The following is a 25790-nucleotide window of genomic DNA, read 5'->3' as shown; positions in this document are numbered from 1 at the left end:
AATTTGATTAGTCACTTTTCTGAAATGAAAAATTATGAAGTTATCTTATTACACTAAAATATTAGCGTATTTCTTTTTACCTGTTGTATTTTTTTCATGCAAAGCAGGGTTGACAAAAGAAACACATCAAGAGTCAAAACGACCTAATGTACTTGTAATTATTGCAGACGATTTAGGTGCACATGATTTATCAACAACCAATTCAAAATATTACGAAACGCCAAATATTGATCAAATAGCGTCAGAAGGTTTCCAATTCGATCAAGGGTATGCTTCTTGTCAGGTGTGTAGTCCATCGAGAGCAAGTATTATGTCCGGTAAATTTACTGCGAACCATGGGGTGACCGATTGGATTGGTGCAGCGTCAGGAGAACGTTGGCGAAGAGCAAAACAGTTTACAAAATTGTTACCTCCAGAATATGAACATAAACTAGATACATCTTTTGTTACCATGCCTGAAGCATTTCGTGATCAAGGTTATGAAACATTTTTTGCAGGAAAATGGCATGTAGGTGGAGAAGGTTCATTACCCGAAGATCATGGTTTCAATACCAATATTGGAGGATACGATGTGGGTAGTCCACATGGCGGTTATTTTTCTCCTTACAATAACCCTAAGTTAGAAGACGGCCCTCAAGGTGAAAACTTATCCATGCGACTTGCCAATGAAACGATTCAATTTATGAAAGGAAACAAAGAGAAGCCTTTCTTTGCTTGTTTATCTTTCTATGCAGTGCATAGCCCTATACAAACCACTGAAGAAAAATGGAAAAAATACAAAGATAAAGCTGTTGAAGCGGGCGTTGCCGAAGAAGGATACAAAATGGGAGAAGTACTTCCTATGCGTCAACAACAAGACAACCCTGTTTATGCAGGACTTTTAGAATCGATGGATGAAGCGATTGGTAATGTATTATCCTCTTTAGATGAATTAGGATTAGCAGAAAATACCATTATCGTATTTACAGGAGATAATGGAGGTGTAGTTTCTGGAGATTCTTGGTCCACTTCAAATTTACCTCTAAGAGGTGGTAAAGGCTACCAATATGAAGGTGGTCTAAGAGTTCCATTCCTAATGAAAGTTCCTTGGATGAATCAAAAAGGTAAGAAAAATGATACTCCAGTAATTAGTACAGATTTTTATCCAACACTTTTAGATTTAGCAGGGTTGGATCTACTACCGGAAGAACATTCTGATGGGGTGAGTTTAGTACCATTAATGGAAGGAAAAGAAATTGAAGAACGTCCTCTAATTTGGCATTACCCACACTATGGAAATCAAGGAGGGAAACCTGTATCAGTAATTCGAAAAGGGAACTGGAAATTGATTCACTTCTATGAAGATAGTCATGACGAACTTTATGACCTTTCAAAAGATGCAGGAGAAAGCAATGACATTTACGCCTCTAATGAAAAAGTAGGGCAATCGCTTAACAAAGAACTTTTTGATTATCTAAAACAACACAATGCAAAATACCCAACAGTAGACCCTGAATATTCAGAAGCGGATGCTCAGAAGTATTTGAAAAGAGTGGGGGTAGATCGAAAAGTTATTCTCGAAGAAAAAAGATTAGAAATGTTGAGTGATGATTTTGACCCTAATAATAATTGGTGGGGAAGTCAAAGAATCATTGATTAAATAATTGAAGAAATGTATTTAACTAAACTATTATCCTTTACTCTTCTAAGTTGGTTCACCTTTATAGGTGAACCACATTTGGTTGATGAGAAAAACTACATTGATGACGTCAAAGAAGAGTTAGTAAAAACCTGGCCTAACAACAGAGCTATTAATTTGGTTTTTCATGGGCATTCCGTTCCGGCCGGCTATTTTAATACTCCTAGTGTCAGAACCATGGAAGCTTATCCGAATTTGGTATTGGGAAAGGTAAAAGAAAAGTATCCTTATGCAGTGGTAAATGTCATCAAAACCTGTATTGGCGGTGAAAACTCCGTTCGTGGTGCAAAGCGTTTTGAAGACGATGTATTAATACACAAACCTGATGTTTTGTTTATTGATTACGCGCTAAACGACCTTTCTTTAGATATGAAAGCGACCTATAAAGCGTGGGAATCAATGATAATCAAAGCGAAGGAAAGAAATATCAAAGTCATATTATTGACACCAACACCAGATAAACGTTATGATTTACAATCTGACGAAACGGTATTGGCTCAACATAGACAACAGATTATTGATTTAGCGTCAAAACATAAAGTAGGGTTAGTGGACAGTTATGATGCTTTCAGAAAGAAAGTGAAACAAGGAACAGCATTGGATGCATTGATGTCACAAGTGAATCATCCCAATGAATTTGGACATCCATTAGTGGCAGATGCCATATTGAAGTTTTTTTAAGCTTTAATGTGTCAAGTAATCACAATAAAAGAATCGAAAAATTGATGATATGAAATAATAGCGTTCCAACTCCTCTAAATGATGATCAGAACGCTATTATTTAACAATGTGAAATCAATAAACTGTCTTAGAAATTGTATTGAATCATCCCTTTTAAGTAGAAAGGATTACCTGGCGTGAAATGTATTTCTTCTACAGGTGCTGTTTCATGTTGTAATCTGGATTCAGTGGCAAATTGTGTTTCATTCCACTCAACATCAAACAGGTTCTGAATCTGAATTCCGAAGCTCATTTTCTTCATTTTATACCCCAAGTTCATATCGGTTACGGTATACCCATGAGCTGTAATTGAATTGTCCTCATTTGCTGGACGATCATTAATATGACGGACATTAATACCACCATATACCCCTGATTTAAATTGAAAATTCAGACCAGTGATAAATGTGAAATCAGGCGCTAAAGGAATATAATTGGCTCCTTCTGGCTCATCAATGGCACGGGCATGTGTATAGTTGACATCTACATTCCAAAATAACCACGATAATGGCTGATAGCGATAACTTAATTCCACACCTTGACGCTTTGTTTTTCCGCTTGGTTCAACAACACCTGCATCACCCACATATACAAATTCTTGCTCCATATACAAATACCAATAGGCCATGCTCAACAGCATCTTAGGAGTAGGTTTCCAGATATATCCCACATCAAAACCATAAGCAGCAGGCAAAATCTCTGAACCTTGTTCGGCTACAACAACTCTACTATCGTTAGAATGGAATCCTTTTCCTGATTTTAGGTACAGTTGAAGTTCGTTGGTAGCATTATAAAAAACATTTAATTTTGGACTGACAATGGCCTTTTTCTCAGCTAATGTTTGGTAAGCCGTTACGAGTTTATCATTGTATTGGAAATTGAAATAATCCACTCTGACTGAAGGGTTGAAAGTCCATTTGTTGATGTCAATAAATGTTCCTACATAGGCACCAACATTGGTTTCGTTAATGTCTCCAAGTTTCTTATATTCTAAAGTTTCTGTTCTATTGGCAGTATGTGAAAGCTCGTTGTCAATGCTCTGATCATTACGCAATGTAATGCCTGCTTGCCAACTTCCGCTAAATGCATTGGTAGTAAAAGACTTATTGTATTCACTGCTTACCCCAAAAATATTTCTACTTTCTTTTTGCTTAATTTGATCACCATTGACAGGGTCATCAAGGAAGAAGGTAAAATTGGAGTACAGCTCAAAATCATATTTGCTGAAATACACTTTACTTGTTAGTGATGAATTTTCGTCAATAATCTTGCTATGATCTACAAGGATATTACTTCTTGAAGTGGCTCCACCCTCTGTATCATCAATCGCTCCAAAACGAGTAATTAAGCCCGAATCTACTGCACGTTGAGGTATTTGTCCTGATGCATCCCATTTACTGTCAAAATAAGAAAACGTGACGCCTAAAAGATCATTACTTGTGGGTTGACTGGTATATTTACCCAAAACATTGATCCTGTTAAAGTTTTGAGGGCTTTCGAAAAATCCATCCGTAGAAAGGAATTCTGTAGCAACATAAGCATTTTGTTTTTCGCTTTCCATCAGATTAAACATCCCTAGAAGCCTGTACGTCTCAAACTGTCCAGCTTCTACCTTCAAAGTGCTGTTGTCCAATCTTTGTTTAGTTCTGAAGTCTACATAGCCTGCCGTAGTGAAATTTCCTCTTTTTTGGTAATAAGGACCTTTTCCAAAGTCAATTTTTTCTACGGTTTCCGGAATCACAAAATGAAGATCAGCATACCCTTGACCATGTGCATGAGAGACCATATTGACGGGCATACCATCAACAGTAATGTTAATATCCGTACCATGATCTAGGTCAAAACCTCTCAAAAAGATTTGTTCGGCTTTACCGCCTCCAGCATGTTGACCAATAATAATCCCTGGGACTTTTCTTAAAATATCTTGAGAGGAATTAACAGGAGTCGTTTGAATATCCACATCAGTTAAGATATGGTGAGCATCGACCTTAGATGAAATACTTACTTCTTCTAAACTCAATACTTGTTCTTTTAGAAGGATTGTAAGTGATTGATTCAAGTCCTCCAAAACTACTTGACGTGTAAAATACCCCACCATAGACACTTGAAGAGTATCACCAAGCGTACAATCTTTGGATTGGAATTCCCCGTTTTGATCTGAGTGGGAATGATAACCAGTACTTTTATTGACAATATTGGCACCTGAAATACCATTTTTTTTAGCTCCGACAATTTTACCCGTAATGGTTTGTGCAATTAGAGAGCTACTGAATAGCAATAAAATGCAAGTGAAATAATGTATTTTCATTTGATTTTGTTGTTGAAGTTTTTGTAGTAGAATGATGTCAACGATCTATGACTTAGTTGTAGTGAAATATCGTATGACACTTTACTTATTGTTTGTGTATTTAGTTAATCAACAAAATGGTAACAAGAAATAAGTTCATTGAGCTCTTTCACTTAAAAAAATGAATATTAATAACCAATTACCATTGAGTAACGAAATAATGATTAATGTAATACGATTATTTAATTTGAATGGAGACGATAAACTTTGTTTGTTGTAGTTTCTTGCTGATATGCTTTCACGAAATACCTACTATTTGTGAAAGCTGTTATTAAAAAGTATAGTTTTTATTGACTGATTTGATTTTGTAACATATAAATTTTTAATTTAAATAGATGAAAAGAAGTTTTAAGTTAGATACAATCAGTGCAGTTGATAGGGTATAAAAATACGGATCGAGTACACTGTTATTAGTTTGGTGGCGAAAATAGTGAATTCTTTGAGAATAGAAAATGATGTGTGTAATACATTCTAAATATAAATTTGCTTTTTAAAACAGTTTGTCTCTGTAATTAGAGAATAATTTAGCTTTTGACTTCAAAGACTTAAATTTTTTGTTTCTTTTTGTTTCAAAAAAACGAAGAAGAAAGAAGCTTGAAAGTAAGCCCTAAAAAGGATTAGAATTAAAGTCTTTGGTTTGATGGATACATATTGGGTAGAAATGATATCTCAAAAACTTTTGGAAATACACTTGTAGATACACTATTTACATGCTGATACACATCTAAAACAACAGTTTGTCCTCAATTTTGTAAGGAAATAATAAACTGAAATGGTAATGAAAAAAATCAGATTACTTTTACTTCTATGCATAGGAGCGATGTCATCAGTAATGGCACAAGAGAAACCTAATATTGTACTTTTATTTGTGGATGATTACGGATGGTCAGATGTGGGCTATAGAAATGAATCATTTGTTACTCCTCATTTGGATCAATTCAAAAAAGAAAGCTTGGAGTTTACAAGAGCGTATATTCCTACTCCTACATGTAGTCCGAGTAGAGCCTCATTATTGACTGGAAAGGAAGCGGCACGCTTACAAATGCCTCGTCATATTGGGCACGAAATGCCTGATGGAAGTAATACAAAAGAGTTTGGTTTATGGTCGATTGACCCTGCCAAAAGAGGATCAAGAAACTGGTTGCCATTAGAAGAGGTGACTTATGCAGAGAAGTTGAAAGAGTATGGCTACTACAACGCCTTTTTAGGAAAATGGCATCTGGGACATGAAACTTTTCACCCTATTCACCAAGGGTTCGATGAGCAAATTGGCGTCAGTAATTTCGGTCACCCGAAAAGCTATTATGCTCCATTCTTCAAAGACAAAAATGCTTACCAAGAGTTCAATGATCAGCCAGATGTTTACCTTACGGAAGTTATGACTGACACGGCAGTACATTTCTTGGAAAATTATAATAAACCACAACCTTTTATGATGACCCTTTGGTACTATACTGTACACGGTCCTCATATTGGAAAAAAGGAATTGGTACAGAAATATATTGATCAAGGAATGTCGCCAAAATATGCAGAATATCACGCTATGGTAGAAAGCATGGATAAATCGGTAGGTACTATTTTGAAGACCTTAAAACGTTTGAAGATGGACGAAAATACAGTAGTCATCATCACTTCAGATCAAGGGAGCTTCTTTGAAAATACACCACTAGCAGGAGGAAAAAGACATAATACCTTAGGAGAAGGTGGGGCTAGAGTACCGATGATGATCAAATATCCATCCGTTACTAAAGCAGGAACAGAATACTCAAAACCCATTCAAACGATAGACATTTTTCCAACACTAATGGAAATCGCTTCGGGGCAAACTTACAAAGACAACAACATTCAAGGAAAGAGTTTGATGCCTGCTTTAAAAGGAAAAAGCATGAAGAAGAGAAACCTTTATTTTATGAGAAGCTACGAAGATCAGTATGCAGCCATCATGCAAGAGGATTGGAAATTGGTGAAATATCATTCTGGAAAATTTGAGTTGTTCAATGTTGTAGAGGACATCTCCGAAGAGCACAATCAAATTGATGTTGAAACGAAAAGAGCATCAAAAATGAAGGAAGCGTTATTGGAATGGGAAAATGAAGTGTATGCCGGATGGAAAGAGGTAACGCCAAAAAATAGCCACCTATTTCAAGTGAATAAAAAGAAGGCAAAGGCTAAAGGAATTAAATAAAAACTACAATTCTTAATACCCACGACTGAAGTCATGGGCTTTTGGGTAGCTCTCTTAATTGATGGTTGTTATCAAAAAATTAGACGATATAGTTATTCTAATTAATTATCAGATCAAATTTAACGGTAACGTATGTAAAATGAGGTAGCCTCCCAAAAGCCCATAATTTCAATTATGGGTCTACGAAGAAAGGGTATAGTCTAAAAGGCATAAGTGTTTCGTAAGCCACAAGGCATTGTGGCTCTAAAGAGCAGTATCCTTTCAATTTTATCTTCTCAATTCAATTGATAGGATAGGTAACCAATGTAGAAACGCAATGCTTTGTGTCTTACGTTCCATCATAAAAACCATTTTCATATAAAAAAACTTCAAAACACAGTTAATATTCAACAATAAGTATTCGAGAGGTGATAGGTTTTCTTATCATCTCTTTTCTTTTGTACACTATATTTAAAACCTTGGCAGGTGATAGCTCAACCTTGTCAAGACTGAAACCTTGAAGGTTGAAAAATGTAAACAATACTTCAGTGTTGTTGGAGTCAATATCACTAGCCCAAGACTTTAGTCGAGGTGCACGTAATTGTGAATGAAAAAATACGAAAAGAGGATGTATTGCAAAGCCCAAGTGAACCAACCTGAAAACCACATGCCCTCTTCATTCTTCCCTCCTCAAAAACATTGGTTTTCAGAGTGTCTCAATACGTTTTTTGAAACAACTATGAAAGAAAATTGACAGGGTGTTAATGATCACTATTTCAGTGTTTTATCTCTGTAGGTACACATTATATACACAGAGGTTCAATTTTTTATGAAAAGAAAAAGACTTTTGTGTTGGTACTAAGGCGGTAGTAATTGAGGGCATTTAGTATTTCGTGCATCATGCTCACTTATCGGTTATATAGCAATGGTGAAAGTATGTTGCACGAACCCTAACTTCAATTACATAAAAATGAAATTCAAATGAAGTATTTACTTATACTGGGGTTACTTTTTTCAGCCCTGCAATTAACAGCACAGCAAAGACTTAATTTTAATAAAGATTGGAAGTTTAAACTGGAGGAACATAGAGGAGCAGAATTCTCAGACTACAATGATAAAGATTGGAGAGAACTCAATCTGCCTCATGATTGGAGTATAGAAGGAGAATATAATGAAAAGCACCCTATGGGTGGACAATGTGGTTATCTTCCTGCCGGAATTGGTTGGTATAGAAAAACTATTGAAGTACCGGAAGAGTGGAAAGGAAAAGCAGTTCGTATTGCATTTGATGGTGTATTTATGAACAGCACTGTTTGGGCCAATGGACGTAAATTAGGAAACCGCCCTTATGGATGGATTTCCTTTGATTATGATATTTCTGAAGAAGTAGAAAATGCTAAAACCATCACTTTTACCGTTCGTGTAGACAATGATGCTCAGCCTTCTGCAAGGTGGTATACAGGCTCGGGTATTTATGCTAATACGTGGATTGATATTAAAGAAAAAGTGAATATTCCTACGAGCGGTATTTTTATTAAAACAGCCGAAAATACAATAAATATTGCCACAGAAATCAAGAATGAAACTTTAAAGAAGGCCAAAGGAACATTGACGACTGACATTGTGGATCAAGAAGGAAATGTAGTGGCGAGTGCATCCAAAAAGTTCTCTTTAATGGAAAATGAGCTGGTGACTTTGGAACAGGAAATGCAAATTGATGCTCCTGAGCTTTGGTCTACATCAAATCCTTATTTATACAAAGCAGTATCAAAAGTTAAATTAAAGAAGTCGGAAGAAGTTTATACGACTAAGTTTGGAGTTAGGGATGTGGAATGGAAACCGGAAACGGGTGTTTGGATCAATGGTGAAAATATAAAATTACAAGGTGTGTGTAATCACCAAGATGCAGGAGCCTTGGGAGCGGCGGTGCCGGATAAGATTTTACGTTTTCGTTTAGAGCAATTAAAAAAGATGGGTGTCAATGCCATCAGAACAGCCCACAACCCTCAGACTCCTCAGTTTTATGATATGTGTGATGAGATGGGTTTGATTGTGATGGACGAGATCTTTGATGGCTGGCATAAAAAAGCCATGAACGATTATGGAGCACATTATTTTGAGGAATGGTGGAACAAGGATGTGACGGATTGGATCAAGAGAGACAGAAATCACCCGTCCATTATTATTTATTCCGTAGGAAATGAAACAAGAGGGGATGAAGCGGCAAAAGCATTGGTGGCAAGATGTCATGAATTGGATAATACAAGACCTGTTACTTCAGGGCACTCAGGTTCAGATTATATGGATGTTTTTGGCGTGAATGGCCACAGTGAACGAAAAGGTTTCTTTGATCACTTAAAAAAGGACAGAGTATTTATCGGTACAGAAAATACGCACACTTTCCAAGTGAGAGGTTTTTACAGAACATTGACATGGTACAGAGATGGTTATCCGTGTGTGCGTCATCAACCTTATGAATATCCCGACTTGACAGAAGAAGAGGTTTTTACATATGATTGGACCACTTCTGCTAAGAAAGCGAATTACAAACAGCTTTTCAATTCAAGTTATGATAACGCTATGGTACGTTTGACTTCAAGACAAAATATTGAGCAGTTAAGAGACATGCCAAATTATGCAGGATCATTCCGTTGGACGGGTCACGACTATATTGGTGAAGCTACTTTTGTACACGGCGGATGGCCTTTCAAATCCTTTATGGGTGGAGCTATTGATATGGCCAATTTTGAAAAAGACCTTTACTATTTATACCAATCACAATGGACGGACGAACCGATGGTACACATTCTTCCTCATTGGACACACCCCATGTTAGAGAAAGGAGTAGAAATTCCAGTTTGGGTGTATTCTAATTGTGATGAAGTAGAATTGTTTTTCAATGGGCAATCTTTAGGAAAACAAAAGCCGGGTAAATCATGGGATAAAATGCAATGTCAATGGATGGTTGGTTATCAAAGAGGAACCTTGAAAGCAGTAGGGTATAAAAACAATAAAGTGGTAACAGAAGAAAGCATTGCGACAGCAGATCAGCCAGCTAAAATAAAACTGTCTATTGATGGTGAATCACTAAGCAACACCAAGGAAGATATAGTACAGTTGAGAATAACAACAACGGATGAGAAAGGGGAATTTTACCCTTATGGCGAAAACCGCAGTTTCTTTAAAGTATTAGGGGCAGGGCGTGTAAAAGCATTGGATAATGGTAGCCCTGTAGATGTGGAAAAGCACTATTTAGCGACTGACCGTATTGGTTTTTATGGTTTAACAAGAGCTTATATTGAATCTTTGGAAGCCTCTGGAGATGTGAATGTAATTGTAGGTTCCATCTTGGGAGATAAAAGATTGTTGACCTCAAAGAAGGTGAGTATTGATGTAGAGAAAATGACATTAAGAGGAAATGGTGTAGAAGGTGATTTTAGTGTTTTCTATACTACTGACGGAAGCGAACCCACAACTGCTTCTACAAAATATGATCAGTCATTTGATATTGAATTAGGAACGACCGTTAAAGCATTAGTCTTATTTAATAACAAAGAAGTGCTCCGTATGTATGAGCGTTTTGCTGAAGATGAAGGGTTTGAAATGGCCCCTGTAGTCACAGCCATCAATCCAGGTGGTGATCAAGCAGAAGATGCCGCTTTTGATCAGGTGACCATCTCTTCTGAAGGCGCTAATTTTAATGGAAAAGGATATATCGATTTCGGTAAAAACCAAGGAGGCTACATAGAGTGGTATCAAGAAAATGATGGAAGCGAGGGAGAATATACATTGAAAATCAGATACTCTGCATCCAAAAGAGACATTCAAGAACATAAAGTACTGTTGACCATCAATGGCGAAAGTCAGGAATTGACCCTGAAGGCAGTAGAGAAATATAGAAAAGATTGGAATGAATATGAAATCAATGTGACATTACAATCAGGTGCGAATACCATTCGTGTGACTACTTTAAATGCCAACGGCTTATGTATTGATGAGCTAAAGGCCCTTTAATTTTTTTTGTATTGAGCCCTTCATTTTTGCTCAATTCATTAGAATCAAATAAATTTTCGTGAAATGAAAAGACTTATCGTAACATTAGGTGCTTTGCTTGTAAGTGCCAGCTTCACTTTTGCACAAAAAGAAAGCAATTTTTACCAAGACAAAATCAATCAAGTCTCAAAGACTGTTGACCTTGTAAAAGATTATAAGGTGAACAATAAAGACGATAGAGACGATAGTGCACAGTTGCAAAAAGCAATTGATGATATGACGGCTTTGAAGAAAGGTGGACGTATCAACATTACTGCTGGTAAATATTATTTCGGAAGCATTGAAGTAAAGTCAAATGTACATATCGTGATTTCAAAAGATGCCGTGATTTACCCAGTTATTCCTCCGAAAAATAAAAATTATGGAGTTTTTGATTTCGGAACAAAAGGCAACTATGTTGAAAATGTAAGTGTGAGAGGTGATAAAGGGCAATACAAGGTAGATATCAGTAAAGTAGCTAATAAAAACGTAAGAGTATTCAGCATGACAAATGCCCATAACTTTTTGATTGCAGACATGAATTGTATTGATGATAATACAAAATTCTCTTCTATTACGATGGGTTATGCTAAAGTCAATGGTAAGTTTGTGATGTCTGATAATGGCGTAGTGAAAAACTGTAGAATTGAGAAAGCACATTATGGTTACGGTTTAGTGCAATCTCAAGCACTTAAAAATGTTTTCTTTAAAGACCTTTGGGGTGATGGTGGTGTAACACTTCGTTTAGAGACAGGTTTAAAGAAAATGAACAACGCTCAAACAGGTGGTAATCATGATATTTATGCGAAAAATATTTACTGCCAAAATGGTAATGCAGGTGTGATGATTTCTCCTCATGCTATCAGAAATGGACACATTGAAGTAGATGGAGTGGAGACGGTAAATACTGGTTTTGCATTGAGAATTGACAAAGGATATACAAGTAAAGACCAAAAGAAACTCAACTTAAAGCCGGGGTATTATGCCAATACTTCTATTGTCAAAAATGTAAAAGCGACTTACGGTGAAAATGCTCAAGTGAAACCGAAGCATTTCAAATACATCACTTGTGATGCTAAACCATTGATCCATTCAAAAGCACATCCTGACGGTGAAAGCTACCCAGCACCTGCTGTTGCTGCAATTTTATACAGAGCAGATGGAAATGCAGATAATGCAAATGGTTATTATAATGTAAAAATATCAAATGTGGAAGCAATAGGATTCCCGCATCAAAAGAAAGCAGTCATTAATGAAAGTGATGAAGTAGCAAACTGCGAACAATAGTTTGAAATTGTAATACAATCTTTAAACTACCCACACTACAATTCATATAAATAATTTTCAACCCATCATTCGCCCATGGATTAACACATGGACGAATGATGGGAAGTGGTGCTTTATTGCTTCACAAACCATTAAGTTCATTGTAAACGAAGTATTCGAATATTAGTAGCATTCAGAAATCAGCAGATTTCTGATGATCTGAAAGACACGAATGACACTAACCTTTAACATTCACATCAGTGAGCTTTCTACCATTTTTAGTTTGGTAGTACTCCCACAGGCCTTGAAGGGAAAAAGCGTTAAGAATATCATGTATTGAGTCGTTAAAATGATTTTCTTGTTTGAGCAAAGCAAGTTTAAAATCATTTTGGTGATAGAAATGGAATTTAGCTTTTGACTTCAAAGCCTAAATTTTTTGCTTCATTTTTCAGCAATGGAAAAATGAAGAAGAAGGAAGATTGGAAGTTGGTGATAATTCAGTTTACAGAGTTCTTATTATTAATTAACACCATAAATTAAAAAATGAAATGAAACGAATTTTACTCACAATTTTTGTGGCCTTATTCTCATGGGCTACACTTTCTGCACAAAACGAAACGGACTTCTACACAGATCACATCGGCGATGTAAGCCGAACCGTAGACCTGGTGGCAGATTACAATGTCAACAACACCGATGCAGAAGACGATAGTGAAAAACTTCAACAGGCTATTGATGACTTGACCAAGCTTGAAAATGGCGGTAGGATTAACATTCCTGTTGGAGATTATTTCTTCAAAAACATTCATATCAAATCCAACATTCATTTGGTCATTCACCGTAATGCGACAATCTACCCTACGGATCCCGGCGATGACAAGAATTTTGGTATTTTCAATATTGGAAAAGATGGAGAACTCACCCAAAACGTTAGTATACGTGCAAAGAGTGAACAATTCACTGTTGATATCAGTACCTCAAGAAATCCTAATGTAAGAGTAATCTCATTGTACAATACTCGAAATTTCCTCGTAGCAGATGCAAGTGTAATTGATGATAATACAAAGTTTTCAGCCATTACAATGGGGTATTCTAAATACAATGGAGAGTATGTAATGTCACAAGATGGGGTCATTAGAAATTGTAGAATTGAGAAAGCACATTACGGATATGGCTTGATCCAATCACAAGCATTGAGGCATGTATTCTTTAAAGATATTTGGGGAGATGGTGGCGTAACATTACGTTTAGAAACAGGGCTGAAGAAGATGAATGAACTACAAGTAGGTGGTAATCATGATATTTATGCTAAAAATGTGTACTGTCAAAATGGTAACGCCAGTGTGATGATTTCTCCTCATGCTACCAAAAACGGACATATCGAAATAGATGGAATAGAGGCTGTAAATACTGGTTTTGCAGCAAGAATTGATAGAGGATATGTAAGAAAAAAAGAGGATTCATTAGGTATTACTCCCGGCTATTATGCGAATACTAGCGTTGTCAAAAATGTGAAGGGTTATTATGGTGAAACAGCACAGGTCAAATCAAAGCACTTTGGTTATATACCGTGTCAAATTCGTAATCTTATTGGGTCGGAATATAATCCCGATGGAGAAAGTTACCCTGCTCCGGCGGTAGCTACTGTTTTATATAGAGCCGGAAATCAAAACAATGCAGATGGATATTATAAAGTAGCTGTTTCAGACGTAGAATCAATAGGGTTTCAATATCAAGAAGCAATTATTGGTGAGGATAATTGGATTGATGACTGCTCCAATGTTCCTGATGAACCTATTGATCCTCCAACCTCTTCAGATCCGACCTCTAAATATGATTTATTGGAGATGGGTTACCAAGTATATCCCAATCCTTCTGATGGTATGTTCAATGTGAAAAGCACAAAAATTACAAGTGCAACCATTCTAAAAGTTTATACTCTTTACGGACAAGAAATTAATCCCACACTTTTGAAAAGGTCTCAAAGAATTAAAGTCGACATTACTTCTTACCCTCCCGGTATATATGTGGTAAATGTAGATGGAGATAGCTTTAGAATACTGAAACAATAATTTTAGGAAGGAAGGGTGAAAGCTCTTCCTTTTTTTAGTTTAAGGTTTTTTAGTCACATTGGCATTACGACTAAACTTTAAGAATTGTAACTCCATAAGTTCTTTCATTATTTAAGGTTGATAAATTCAGTGCACTATGCTGTGATATAATTATTTTCAGATTGAGGGGTATTTTGTTGCTGAATGTCAATTGTACAAACGAATGCAAGATTTAAGCAAAGGTGAAAGAAATGAAATAATTAAAATTGTACTGTGATTATTTTTTAAAGGCATTAAGTCAATCGAAGTATGAAAAAATTATTATTAATAAGTTCTCTTATTCTTGTCTCTTTTTTGGCTATTGGTCAGAAAAAAGAGAAGGGTATGGATGAGCTTTGGGGTGAAGATGAAAAAGCAAATTATACGGATAAAGATTATCAATGGTATAAAGAGGCAAAATTTGCTATGTTTATTCACTGGGGTTTATATTCAGAATTAGCGGGTGAACATAACGGTAAACACTATTACGGTATTAATGAATGGATTATGCGTAGAGCGGCCATCAAGACTGGAGAATACCGTAAATTGGCCGACAATTTTAACCCTGTAAAATGGGATGCTGATGAAGTGGCTCAATTAGCAGTAGATGCTGGTATGAAATACGTTGTATTGACTGCAAAACATCATGATGGCTTTGCTTTGTTTGATTCAAAAGCAAGTGACTATAACATCTCAAACACGCCTTATAAAAAAGATATTGTAAAGCAATTAGCAAAAGCGTGTAAGAAAAAAGGGATTCGTTTTGGCTTCTACTATTCACAAATGCAGGATTGGAATGAGAAAGACGGCTTTGGTAATACTTGGGAGTTTAACCCAGATGAAGCCAATGTTCAAAAATACATGGAAGAAAAAGCACTACCTCAAGTGAAAGAGTTGGTGACCAATTATGGTGATATTGGTTGTATCTTCTTTGATACCCCTGGTCCGATCAAACATGAGCAAGTTTTAGAATTAAAAGCTTTAGTTGATAAGTATCAACCGAACTGTCTAATTAACAGTAGAATTGGTAGAGGTTTAGGTGACTTCAAAACGTTAGGCGATAATGAGATTCCATCAGAACCCGTAGAAGGGTTATGGGAAACTTGTGATACCCATAACAATACTTGGGCATATAGTGACTTTGATTTCAACTGGAAAACACCCAAAGAAATTTCACACCGTTTAATTGATGTGATTTCAAAAGGTGGTAACTACTTGTTCAATATTGGTCCTAAAGGTGACGGTTCAGTTCCTGAGGTTTCAGCTATGATTTTAAGAGAAACTGGAAAATGGATTGCAAAATACAAGGAAGCTATTTATGGTACAGATGCCATGTACTTGGGTGGTCAGACACAATTTGCAGCTACTCAAAAAGGGAATAAGATGTATTTATTTATCAAAGAGTGGCCAAAAGATAATAAAATCTATTTGCCTAAATTCCAGTCTCAAGTGAAGGCTGCTTATTTCTTGGATGATAAATCAGCGGTAACAGCTACAGATTTATCGTCATCAACTGTAGTTACATTCCCATTGAGAATGCCCGATCCAGTAGCTTCTGTCATTGTTGTAGAATTTGATGGTAAGCCAAAGTTGAATGATGACAAAGTATTTAATACTGGTTTAGTGACCAAGTTATTACCTCACGAAGCAAAATTAACAGCTTGTACTTCTGATAAAATCAGATGGATGGAAATCTTTGGTGATTGGCATGCAGTTCCTTCGATTCAAAATTGGTCGCAAAAAGGAAGTAAAGCAGAGTGGGAAGTGAATATTCCACAAGAAGGGATGTACATCGTGACGTTGAACTACGCATGTAATGAAGAGGCAGATATGCAGGAAGGCATATTAAATATCAACGGTAAAGAATACTATTTTGTCCCTACTTACAGTGGTGATAAAAAGCAAATTCAAAATAAATTCGAAAAGAGAACCATTCGTGTGTTTAAAGATCGTAAGATTGGAGTCGTGAACTTTGATAAAACTGGAAAACAAACAATTTCAGTAAGATTGAACAGCGATGACGCTGCAGGTTGGATCAATTTAGCATCCATCTCATTCGAACCGATTATTCCAGTAGATTCAAATTCAATCTCGAACTAGTTTTTTAAAGGATTAGTATATAAGCTCATAGTATTAGCTATGGGCTTATATTTTATAGTATTAATAGGTAGCATTTGTTGATTTTTTATACCAAATCAAAATTGAAATGAAAAGAATTATAGCTCTATTTTGCTTATTTGTATGTACCACACTGACTTCTTTAGCACAATTACCAAAGGAGTTGTGGGAATATGCAGGCACAAATATTTTTATGTATCTCGAAAATGACATTAAAAAAAATACTCATTTTCATCTTCAAACAGACCATCATTTTTTAAGCTTCAATTACAAAGACTTTAAATTAGAGCAATTAAGACTCATTGATCAAAAAGAAATAGGAAAGGATTATTTAGACAAAATTCAGGAAACACCTTTTGATATTTTATCACTTTATGTCTTACACAAAGGGCAAAAGTATAAAGTAGTTCGTATGAAGAGTGATCTGAAATATGCGGGAGAATTAATTGAGGGTGGTCAATTTTACCAAAGAAGAAATTATCCAGATTTATTATTAGAGAATGGTCCTGAAGTTAAATTGTCTTTTGAAATTGCTTCATGGACAGATGCTTTAGGCTTTAGATTAGTGTTTGAAGAAGGAACGGTAAATGAAGAGGAATATGAATTACTAATCGAATTAAACCTTCCAAAAGAACAATATTCAGTGAAAAACAAAAAAGGACATTTCACTGCAAAAGCAAAAAATGGTAAAGCTTGGGAAATTGTAAGCAATGAGAATACAGATAAAATTAAGGTAGAAAAAGGTGTTATTACCGCAAAAGCACCAATTTCTAACAAAGATGTTAACCTAACGATGCGTATTGCTCAGTCTGTTTTTCACCAAGATGGTTTTAAGATTACTGCAAAAGATCTGATTCGCCCAAATTGGGCAGTAAAAGTAAACAAGAGTGCGGAACAACAAGCTACAATCGTTTCATTGAACAACTCCATGAAAACCGTAGACGGTATGGAAAGGGTGGCACTTCAGTTGGAAAACACTACGAATAAGCCACAAGTACAACGTCTAATTTTTGAACAATTAAAAGGCGTAAGGGATATTACAGGTATTTCAGTTTTATTGAGAGACAAGAATGGAAACCCTACAGGTATTCCGATACAAATTTCTAAAAACTGGCACAACGGCAAAACGTTCAAGTATCATGGTCCTTGGATGAGAGCGTATACCATTGTTTGTTTGCCTCCAAATACAAAGGTTGACTTGGAGTTTTCAAGAGTTTCAGGTTTCTGGGGCAAACTGCCTGCTGTTTCCCACAATCAACTATCCTTAACAGGATGGGGTAAAAAGCTGGTAGGTAATCATCAACTTTGGGAACAAACAGCAATGGGTGCTTTTGGAGAAAGCATTTGTTATGAGCCTGATTGCGGACAAGCTAATACTTTAATCACGGATGTAAGACCCTTTTTAATTAAAACGGAAGAGGGTAGTAAAGTAGGTCCTAAAAAGTGGAGTTGGACGCCTAATGTGGGAGGAGGTGACTTTATGCGTGTTTATGATGAGAAAGGTCAAAAACTAAAGATCAAAAGAATCAAAACACATTACACTCGTAACTGTCCGAACTTAACTGAAGTAACATATACAGGTTACACAAGCAAAGATGAGGCTTCTTATAGCTTGACTTCCAATATCATGAGAAATGATGACTATTTAAGAGTGATTTTCACAATGGAAGTGGAAGTGCATAAAACATTGGATTTTGAACGTCTTGCATTGGCACAGTTTGGCTCTGAAACGTACTCTTATTCTGTAGAAAGAAAAATAGCTTGGGGTAATGCTGATGGCATGATCAATGAAATGGATAATGTACACAAAGAAGGACAATACACCAACCAAGATATTGTGATAGAGGGTGAAAATCCTTGGTTCAGTATGCATCAAGCCAAAAACATGGAAAGCAAGAATTACGGTGTTTGGGGAAATAAAGGTGTGGTGTTGAAAGAGTGGTCTGCGACTGTAGGAGGCAAAAAGATTAAACCTCATTTCTCTACTTTCTCTTCTAGTAAAACAAGAGCACGTGAACCTGTTACGCTTGTGGAGGTGAATTTACCATCAAAAATAAAGCAATTGAACAAAGGTGATAAGATCAAAATGGTGATTCAATTGTGTATTTTTCCTCAAGAAGCAAAAAGTTACTATGGATGGAACGAACCGTTTAGAAAGGCTTTGTTTGCTGGTGAAGATACTTGGAAGTTGATGCACAGAGAAGCGGATCAAAATAGGGTGAAGGTAGAAGTAGAAAAAGGGAAATTGGTAAGACAATATCCTTTAAAAATTGAGGCAAAAGACAATGAAGTAGTGGCCAATATCAATAGCGGTTTGGCTTACGTACCCATAACAGTGTCGAACCTCACCAACTATAAAGACTTTAAAATTACGTTTAAACATGAAGGTAAAGTTATAGAATTTGATCAAGAAAGGTTTGGTAATGACTATTATCAGGTGGACTATAATGCGGAAACTCAAACATGGGAAGCAACATTTTCTGTTCCCACAGATAAGTTATTGCCAAATTAAATTGATTTCAACATACAAAGGTAATAGCTCTTCGTAATCCTTTACATATTTAAAATTTGGTGTTGCGGCCTTATTTATTGCACGAGTTAGACAGATGTTTGACTCGTGTTTTTTTGTTTGAAAGTTAAACAAAATATCCTTTGCTAAAGGTTGTATATTAAGTTATGAGCACTATAAATACCAACAATGAAAAGTTCTATTTTACGCTTGTCACATTAATTGGTCAGTCAATTTAATTTAATTCATATTTTTCATTTCACAAATCCTAATCCTATCTCATTTTATTTTGGCTTGAATCTATGTTTCCGTCAAGAATTGCATCACATAACAAAACGTAGAGTGGGTTGATTGAAATATTTGAGCGTTACCTCAAAATTATCATGGGTTAAACTTTATTATGCTCAATTATTTTTTAGCAGAAAATTGATTCTTAAAACATTTAAAAAAAGCAAAATCACTCTATTTCATTCACCAAAGGTCTTTTTGAAAGGTGTAAGATGAGGACAAACTTTTGAAAGATGTATAATTTACAGTTAATATTTGTTTTTGGATATTGCCATCATAATCAGGGTTAAATGATGATTTAAAAGTACTAGAGATCATTTCAAAAATTGGATTTATTACTTAATAACATGAACAAGACAAATACTTTTTATTTTCTAATATTTTTACTGCTTTTTCCATTTTTTACAAATGCAAATGATTTACTCATAGAGAATGTGTCTATAGAAAGTGCAAATGCTTCCAACAAGACTGCTAAGATTCAATTTGATATATCTTGGGAAAACTCATGGAGGGTTTCTAGTGCACAAAACAATTGGGATGCAGTTTGGGTATTTGTTAAGTTTAAAAACACTACGACAGATTATTGGCAACATGCTACATTAAGTTATGGTAGTGGTCATTCATCAATAGGTGCCACAACTGCGTCAATTGATAGTGATGATGATACTGGAACAGGTTTTTCTAAGGGGGCTTTTATTTATAGTGCAGCCAATAAATCTCAAAGTAAAGCAGAATATCAAGTGCAGTTGGAGTGGCAATATGGTGAAGATGGACAAGGTGATGATGATACTTTTGAAATAAAAGTCTACGGTATTGAAATGGTATATGTACCTAGCGGAGCCTATTATTTGGGAACTGGTGGCAGTACTGAATCTCAAGCATTCTATATGTATGCGAACGATAATGTAAATGATAAAAGTAATCCATATTTTGTAGATTCAGAAGGTGTAATCACCGTTTCCGCTGAGAATGGTAGTTTGTATCACACCGAAGGGGGTAATTCAGGAAGTTTGATCATTGGTGATATTCCTGCAGATTTTCCAAAAGGATATGCAGCATTTTACTGTATGAAATATGAGATCACACAAGGGCAATATGCTGATTTCTTAAATATGCTAAGAAGTACACAAGTGGATGTCAATTTGATTAATGCAACTTCAAGTTATGGAAATAACCTCACCACTGATGGATCAACATATTCCTCTTCTACTCCTTATTTTCCTCAGGTACAAATGAACATCAGAAAGATACTCAACTATTTGGAGTGGGCATGTTTAAGACCGATGACGGAATTGGAGTATGAAAAAGCATGTAGAGGAACTCAGACACCTGTTCAAGGTGAATATGCTTGGGGAACAACAGATATCAATGATGCTGGTGAATATAGTTTTGATAATGCCGGTACAGAAAACGTAACAGTGACGGATTCAGACTACTCTACTACATCAGGTAATGTAGCCATTAGTGCTACAACAGAAGCATCACCAAAACCTTTTAGAGTGGGAGTGTTTGCAACTTCTACTTCCGATAGAGTTTCTTCAGGAGCAACCTACTATGGTATTATGAACATGTCGGATAATGTATTAGAGTTAGTAGTTCCCGTGTCATTGGAGAAAGCAAGAGACTTTGATGGAACACATGGTACGGGTGCATTAGATAATATAGGTAATTATTCAACCTCATCATGGCCAAATACTGGAGGAGATGACGGAACAGATTATGGATATGGTACTAGAGGCGGTGCCTATGTTTTTAACAAAACATTTTGTTTAGTTTCCACAAGGAATTATGCGGCTAAATTATTTGATGATGATTCTAGAGATAGAGAATGTGGCGGTAGAGGTGTAAGAACAGCTCCAAGTAATTAATATTATTCTTAAAGTGATGACGATGAGAATAGGTAAGATCTTTATACAATTTATATGTATATATAATATAGTTAATTGCAATATAGATGTTGTGATGGCCCAAAATATTTATGGAGGAGGTAGCGGAGAAGGAATTTCTTTCTCCAGCTTCTCTGAAAGTGCACCTTCAAGTGTAAGTATTTTCGCTGGAGGTGAAAGTGAGGGAACAGCTTCGGCCAGTCTTTCCTCGGTAGTAGTCACGGACCCCGAAGATATATTTATTGGAGGGGCTTCGTTAGGTTATTCAGAAGGATCTTATTCAGAATCGGCATCTGCTTTTGAAAACTTAATTTTTGGAGGAGGAGGTTCAAGAGGAGATGCTAGTGGGGCTGCGATGATAGATGATTTTGCTGATTTACCTGTTGAGTTGGGTAGTTTTGAAGTGGCAAACAAAGGAGGGAAAGCCATTATAAAATGGGAGACGCTTTGGGAAATTGATAATGATTATTTTGTGGTGGAAAGGTCTTTCAATCGAAGAACTTGGGAAGCCGTCGAAAGGGTGAAAGGATACGGTAACTCAAATGCAACAATTCGTTATCAAACCCAAGATAAGGCGCCACTTAGTGGAATTTCATATTATAGACTGAGGCAGGTTGATTATAATGGAACAACAAGTTACTCTGAAATAGAGGTATTCTCTACCAATTCATCAGGTGAACTAGAATTGTTGGCTTACCCTAATCCATTACAAGAACAACTCACCATTATTGTCGATCAAATTTATCATTCCAGAATCCAACTCTTTACAATAACAGGACAAATGATTGACTTTAAAATGATAGAGAGTGAGAAGGATAAAGTGAAGATTGCTTTGCCTTCATTACAAAAAGGAATGTATGTATTAAGAGTACAACCTATTGGTTCTTTAGTATTGATGAAATAATCAAAACACATATACAAGTACATATTTTATCTGAAGTCTTTGACCAACAAGGATATATGTATTGATACAAGTGCAATGACTTTTATGAATTGTACCTTTTTACCAAAGAATTATTAGCATTTTTTGCTAAAAAAGTGACACTTTTTTGATAAGTAAGATGCGGGCAATTTTTTGAAAGATGTATAAGTTACAATTAATAAAGGTTTTAGGATATTGCTATTGACAAACATTATAAAATGATAATGTATAAGTGCTCAATAGTCAATTTATATGAATTAATTACTTATTAACGTTATGAACAAAAACACTACTTTTTATTTTTTAGTACTATTTCTACCCTATATAACAGAAGCAAATAATTTACAGATTACTGTAAATGGTTTAACGAATAAATCTACTTCTAACAAAACGGTACAGATTGATGTTGATGTGACCTGGGACAATTCATGGAGAGTTTCAAGTGCTCAAAATAATTGGGATGCTGTTTGGCTGTTTGTCAAATTTAGAAATACAAATAATGATTATTGGCAACATGCTACTTTAAGCTATGGGAATGGCCACACTGTTACTGGTGGAGGTACGGCAGAGAGTGATGATGATACAGGAACAGGCTTTTCTAAAGGAGTATTTGTTTATAGTAATGCAGCCAAAACACAAAGTACAGCCAATTATAATGTTTTATTGGAATGGCAATACGGAGAAGATGCTCAAGGAGATGATGATACTTTTGAAGTAATTGTTTATGGAATAGAAATGGTTTATGTACCTCAGGGAAGGTATTCTTTAGGAACAGGAGGTAATGAGAGTTTCTCTTTCTTTATGTATTATGGAGATATAAATATAAGAAACAAACCTTATGTTGTGACTTCAGAAGATGCCATTACAGTGGGTACTGAATATGGAAACTTATGCTATGTCAATACTTCTTCAAATGCAGGTACCTACAGGGATGGTGATTTGAATGCATCGTTTCCTAAAGGTTATCAAGGATTCTATTGCATGAAGTATGAAATAACACAAGGTCAATATGTAGACTTTTTGAATAGCTTGACCTCTGATCAGGTAGGGAATAACAACCGTGTGACGGCGTGGTACGGTACAAATAGAAACACAATTAGTGAAAGTGGCGGAACTTATAGTGCTGATAATCCTAACTTACCGCTTATTTATTCTAGTCATTTTCATATTTATAACTATTTGGATTGGGCCTGTTTAAGACCAATGTCAGAGTTAGAATATGAAAAGGCATGTAGAGGAACATTAGACCCTGTAAACAATGAATATGCATGGGGAACAACAACCATTAATACAACTGCTTACGCTACAGAAGGTACACTTGAAAATGAGAACATTACATCAGCTACATATGCCGCTGAAGGGAATTGTACAATCTCAGAAAGCAACGGGGCTATAACTGGACCTACTCGTGTAGGTATTCATGCTACAAGTACTTCGGGTAGAGCCCAATCAGGTGCATCCTATTATGGTATTATGGATTTGACAGGTAGTGCTTATGAAGTGGTTGTAGGTATATCATTAGAAGAAGGAAGAAATTTTGATGGTTCTCACGGTGATGGTTTATTGGATAACTTTGGATACTACTCTCAAAGTGGCTGGCCTCAGATGACAGTCGGTGATGTTGGAGGATTAAGAGGAGGTAGTTTTAATACTACTGAAGATCATGGGATAGTTTCAGTCAGAAAATTGATGGGAGAAAGTTATGATACTGCGACTAGTTCAAGAGATTTTGTAGGAGGTAGAGGTGTAAGAACAGCTCCTAAAAATTAAGGTTATTGAAAGTGATAGCCATGAGGACTTATAAAGTAATTTTACAATTGGTGAGTATATTTATACTAGTTAATTGTAATATAGCGATTGGTTTTTCTCAAGATATTTTTTCTGGAGGAAATGGAAATGGAACCGATACTGGTTCATATGCAGACATGGGAAGCTCACCATCAGTTGACATATTTAATGGGGGCAATGGAATTGGAGCTACAAATGATAGCCCTTCATTTACGGAGAACACCACCGAGCATGACATCTTTGGCGGTGGAAATGCCACCGGGGCAGGGTCTGATACGTACGAAGATCTTCACCTTCCTGGAGTAACCGTAATGAGTGTATTCTATGGAGGAAATGCAAAAGGTGATGCAAGTGCCTCTACAATGGTCGATGACTTTGGAGACTTGCCTGTTGAATTAGGAACTTTTGAGGTGCTAAATATTCAAGGAAAGGCCGTTATAAAATGGCAAACGCTTTGGGAAATCAATAATGATTATTTTGAGGTAGAAAGGTCTTTGAATCGGAGAAGTTGGAAAGTAGTAAAGAAGGTAAAAGGGGTTGGTAATTCTAATGCATCTATTGCTTATCAAACAGAAGATGAATATCCTTTGAATGGTTTGTCTTACTATCGATTAAAACAAGTTGATTTTGATGGAACAACAAGCTATTCAGAAATGAAGACTTTTTCCACAAGCAAGACATTTGAAATAGAATTAGTAGCTTACCCCAATCCTTTAGAAGAACAATTGACTATTCTTGTAGACCAAGTGTATCATTCAAGAGTTCAGCTTTTTACGATTACGGGTCAGATCGTCCATTTTGATAGCATTGAAAGTAAAGAAGGAAGCATGACAATCGCATTACCTTTTTTAGAAAGAGGGATGTATATTTTAAAAGTAGCCAATGTAGGATCTTTAGTTTTAATGAAATGAATCACACTGTAAACTAAATTTTTATCAATTATTCTAATTCCTTTTATGAAGGATAAATGGTAGTGTATTGTGGTTCGCGAGGACGTTGCAATGCAATTTCCCAACATAAACGGCATTTTAGAAGATAATTACTAAACTCTTGCCTTTAGCTTTTGAATTCTAAACCTTGAATTTTTTGCTTCAAGATAAAATGAAGAAGAAGGAAGTTTGAAAGTAAACGATAATTTAGTTTACAAAGCAGTGCACTTATTTGTATTGTATTATAACATACTAGTTGGGAGCTTGTTCAAAAAAGCAGTTTTCAATATTACTAAACTTATGAAAAACATAGACTTAATAGCCAATAAAGAATATCATATTTATGATTTCTGGAACGATAAGTATATCGGTAAACAAAAAGGGAATTCTCAGTTAACTCAAGTATTAAGACCTGGAGAATCAAGAATGATGAGTATTCACACCGTGCAAAATCATCCACAATTCATTTCTACCAACCGACATGTTATGCAAGGAATGTTAGACCTAAAAGATTGTGTATGGAATGAAAAAGAGACTTCTTTGTCAGGTACATCAGCTGTAATTGGTAATGATCGCTATGAAGTGGTTATTGCTAAAAATGACTATAGTGTTTTAAGCATTGAAGCTTCGTCAGGACAGGCAAAATGGGTCGACATCGATAAAGATATAGCAAAGGTAGTGATTCAATCCACTACTAATTCTGAAATAAAATGGAAAGTGAAGTTTCATGAGAACATCAATAATATGAGGTAAAAGATAAAAGCAGTAAGGAACAAGGAAGCAGTTTTTTGTTCCTTCTTTCGTAAGGCTGATTATATGAAATTAACATGTAAAACCAGTCGCATAACACTTTTCAGTGTTTTATTTCCAACATTAGTCGAAACTTTTTTGGTTCGTGTATTTAATATAATTTAAGAGAAACTCATAGTGAAGTCTTAAAATATTTAATGCTTTACTTTGAGCATAAAGTGAAATTATGAAACAAATTATATTGTTAATGCCGTATTAATAAACATTGTTTAATTATGTTTAAACTTTGCAAAACCCTATTTT

Annotated in this window: 14 protein-coding genes; 13 read left to right on the top strand and 1 reads right to left on the bottom strand. The window is 35.7% G+C overall.

Annotated features, from left to right (window positions below; genetic code table 11):
* Window positions 1-34: 34 nt before the first annotated feature.
* The gene (locus tag PL77_RS22815) at window positions 35-1639 is read left to right on the top strand and encodes a sulfatase (protein WP_052444657.1); all 1605 of its coding nucleotides are present in this window, start codon (window positions 35-37) and stop codon (window positions 1637-1639) included.
* Between the two features lie 12 nt (window positions 1640-1651).
* The gene (locus PL77_RS22810; RefSeq protein ID WP_052444656.1) at window positions 1652-2359 is read left to right on the top strand and encodes an SGNH/GDSL hydrolase family protein; all 708 of its coding nucleotides are present in this window, start codon (window positions 1652-1654) and stop codon (window positions 2357-2359) included.
* A gap of 127 nt (window positions 2360-2486) precedes the next feature.
* Here PL77_RS22810 and PL77_RS22805 read toward each other — a convergent pair whose 3' ends face one another.
* Window positions 2487-4706 (bottom strand): TonB-dependent receptor domain-containing protein, encoded by a 2220-nt coding sequence (locus PL77_RS22805; RefSeq protein WP_044210683.1) that lies wholly within the window; start codon window positions 4704-4706, stop codon window positions 2487-2489.
* Between the two features lie 817 nt (window positions 4707-5523).
* Here PL77_RS22805 and PL77_RS22800 point away from each other — a divergent pair.
* From PL77_RS22800 to PL77_RS22745, 11 genes are all read left to right on the top strand, one after another.
* The gene (locus PL77_RS22800; protein ID WP_082026694.1) at window positions 5524-6930 is read left to right on the top strand and encodes a sulfatase; all 1407 of its coding nucleotides are present in this window, start codon (window positions 5524-5526) and stop codon (window positions 6928-6930) included.
* A 960-nt stretch (window positions 6931-7890) separates the two neighbouring features.
* Entirely contained in the window at window positions 7891-10923 is a 3033-nt protein-coding gene (locus PL77_RS22795) for a glycoside hydrolase family 2 TIM barrel-domain containing protein (protein ID WP_044210681.1), read from the top strand.
* Between the two features lie 63 nt (window positions 10924-10986).
* A complete protein-coding gene (locus tag PL77_RS22790) occupies window positions 10987-12228 on the top strand; it encodes a glycosyl hydrolase family 28-related protein (protein ID WP_052444655.1) in 1242 nt (413 codons plus the stop codon).
* Window positions 12229-12755: 527 nt separating this feature from the next.
* Window positions 12756-14279 (top strand): T9SS type A sorting domain-containing protein, encoded by a 1524-nt coding sequence (locus PL77_RS22780; protein ID WP_044210677.1) that lies wholly within the window; start codon window positions 12756-12758, stop codon window positions 14277-14279.
* Window positions 14280-14567: 288 nt separating this feature from the next.
* Window positions 14568-16397: an alpha-L-fucosidase gene (locus tag PL77_RS22775; RefSeq protein WP_044210676.1), complete on the top strand. Its 1830-nt coding sequence runs from the start codon at window positions 14568-14570 to the stop codon at window positions 16395-16397.
* Between the two features lie 106 nt (window positions 16398-16503).
* Entirely contained in the window at window positions 16504-18927 is a 2424-nt protein-coding gene (locus PL77_RS22770; protein ID WP_044210674.1) for a hypothetical protein, read from the top strand.
* A gap of 632 nt (window positions 18928-19559) precedes the next feature.
* Window positions 19560-21080 carry an SUMF1/EgtB/PvdO family nonheme iron enzyme gene (locus PL77_RS22765; RefSeq protein ID WP_052444654.1) on the top strand — a complete coding sequence of 507 codons (1521 nt, stop codon included), beginning with the start codon at window positions 19560-19562 and terminating at the stop codon, window positions 21078-21080.
* A gap of 94 nt (window positions 21081-21174) precedes the next feature.
* Window positions 21175-22002 (top strand): T9SS type A sorting domain-containing protein, encoded by an 828-nt coding sequence (locus PL77_RS22760; RefSeq protein ID WP_044210672.1) that lies wholly within the window; start codon window positions 21175-21177, stop codon window positions 22000-22002.
* Window positions 22003-22296: 294 nt separating this feature from the next.
* Entirely contained in the window at window positions 22297-23790 is a 1494-nt protein-coding gene (locus PL77_RS22755; RefSeq protein ID WP_044210670.1) for an SUMF1/EgtB/PvdO family nonheme iron enzyme, read from the top strand.
* Between the two features lie 20 nt (window positions 23791-23810).
* On the top strand, window positions 23811-24719 hold the full coding sequence (locus tag PL77_RS22750) for a T9SS type A sorting domain-containing protein (RefSeq protein ID WP_044210669.1): 909 nt from the start codon (window positions 23811-23813) through the stop codon (window positions 24717-24719).
* A 318-nt stretch (window positions 24720-25037) separates the two neighbouring features.
* On the top strand, window positions 25038-25490 hold the full coding sequence (locus tag PL77_RS22745) for a hypothetical protein (protein ID WP_156152499.1): 453 nt from the start codon (window positions 25038-25040) through the stop codon (window positions 25488-25490).
* The last annotated feature ends 300 nt before the right edge of the window (window positions 25491-25790 follow it).

The sequence above is a fragment of the Flammeovirga sp. OC4 genome, assembly GCF_000812565.1.
In the GTDB taxonomy this organism is placed as follows: domain Bacteria; phylum Bacteroidota; class Bacteroidia; order Cytophagales; family Flammeovirgaceae; genus Flammeovirga.
This window is presented reverse-complemented; position numbering and strand designations above follow the sequence as displayed.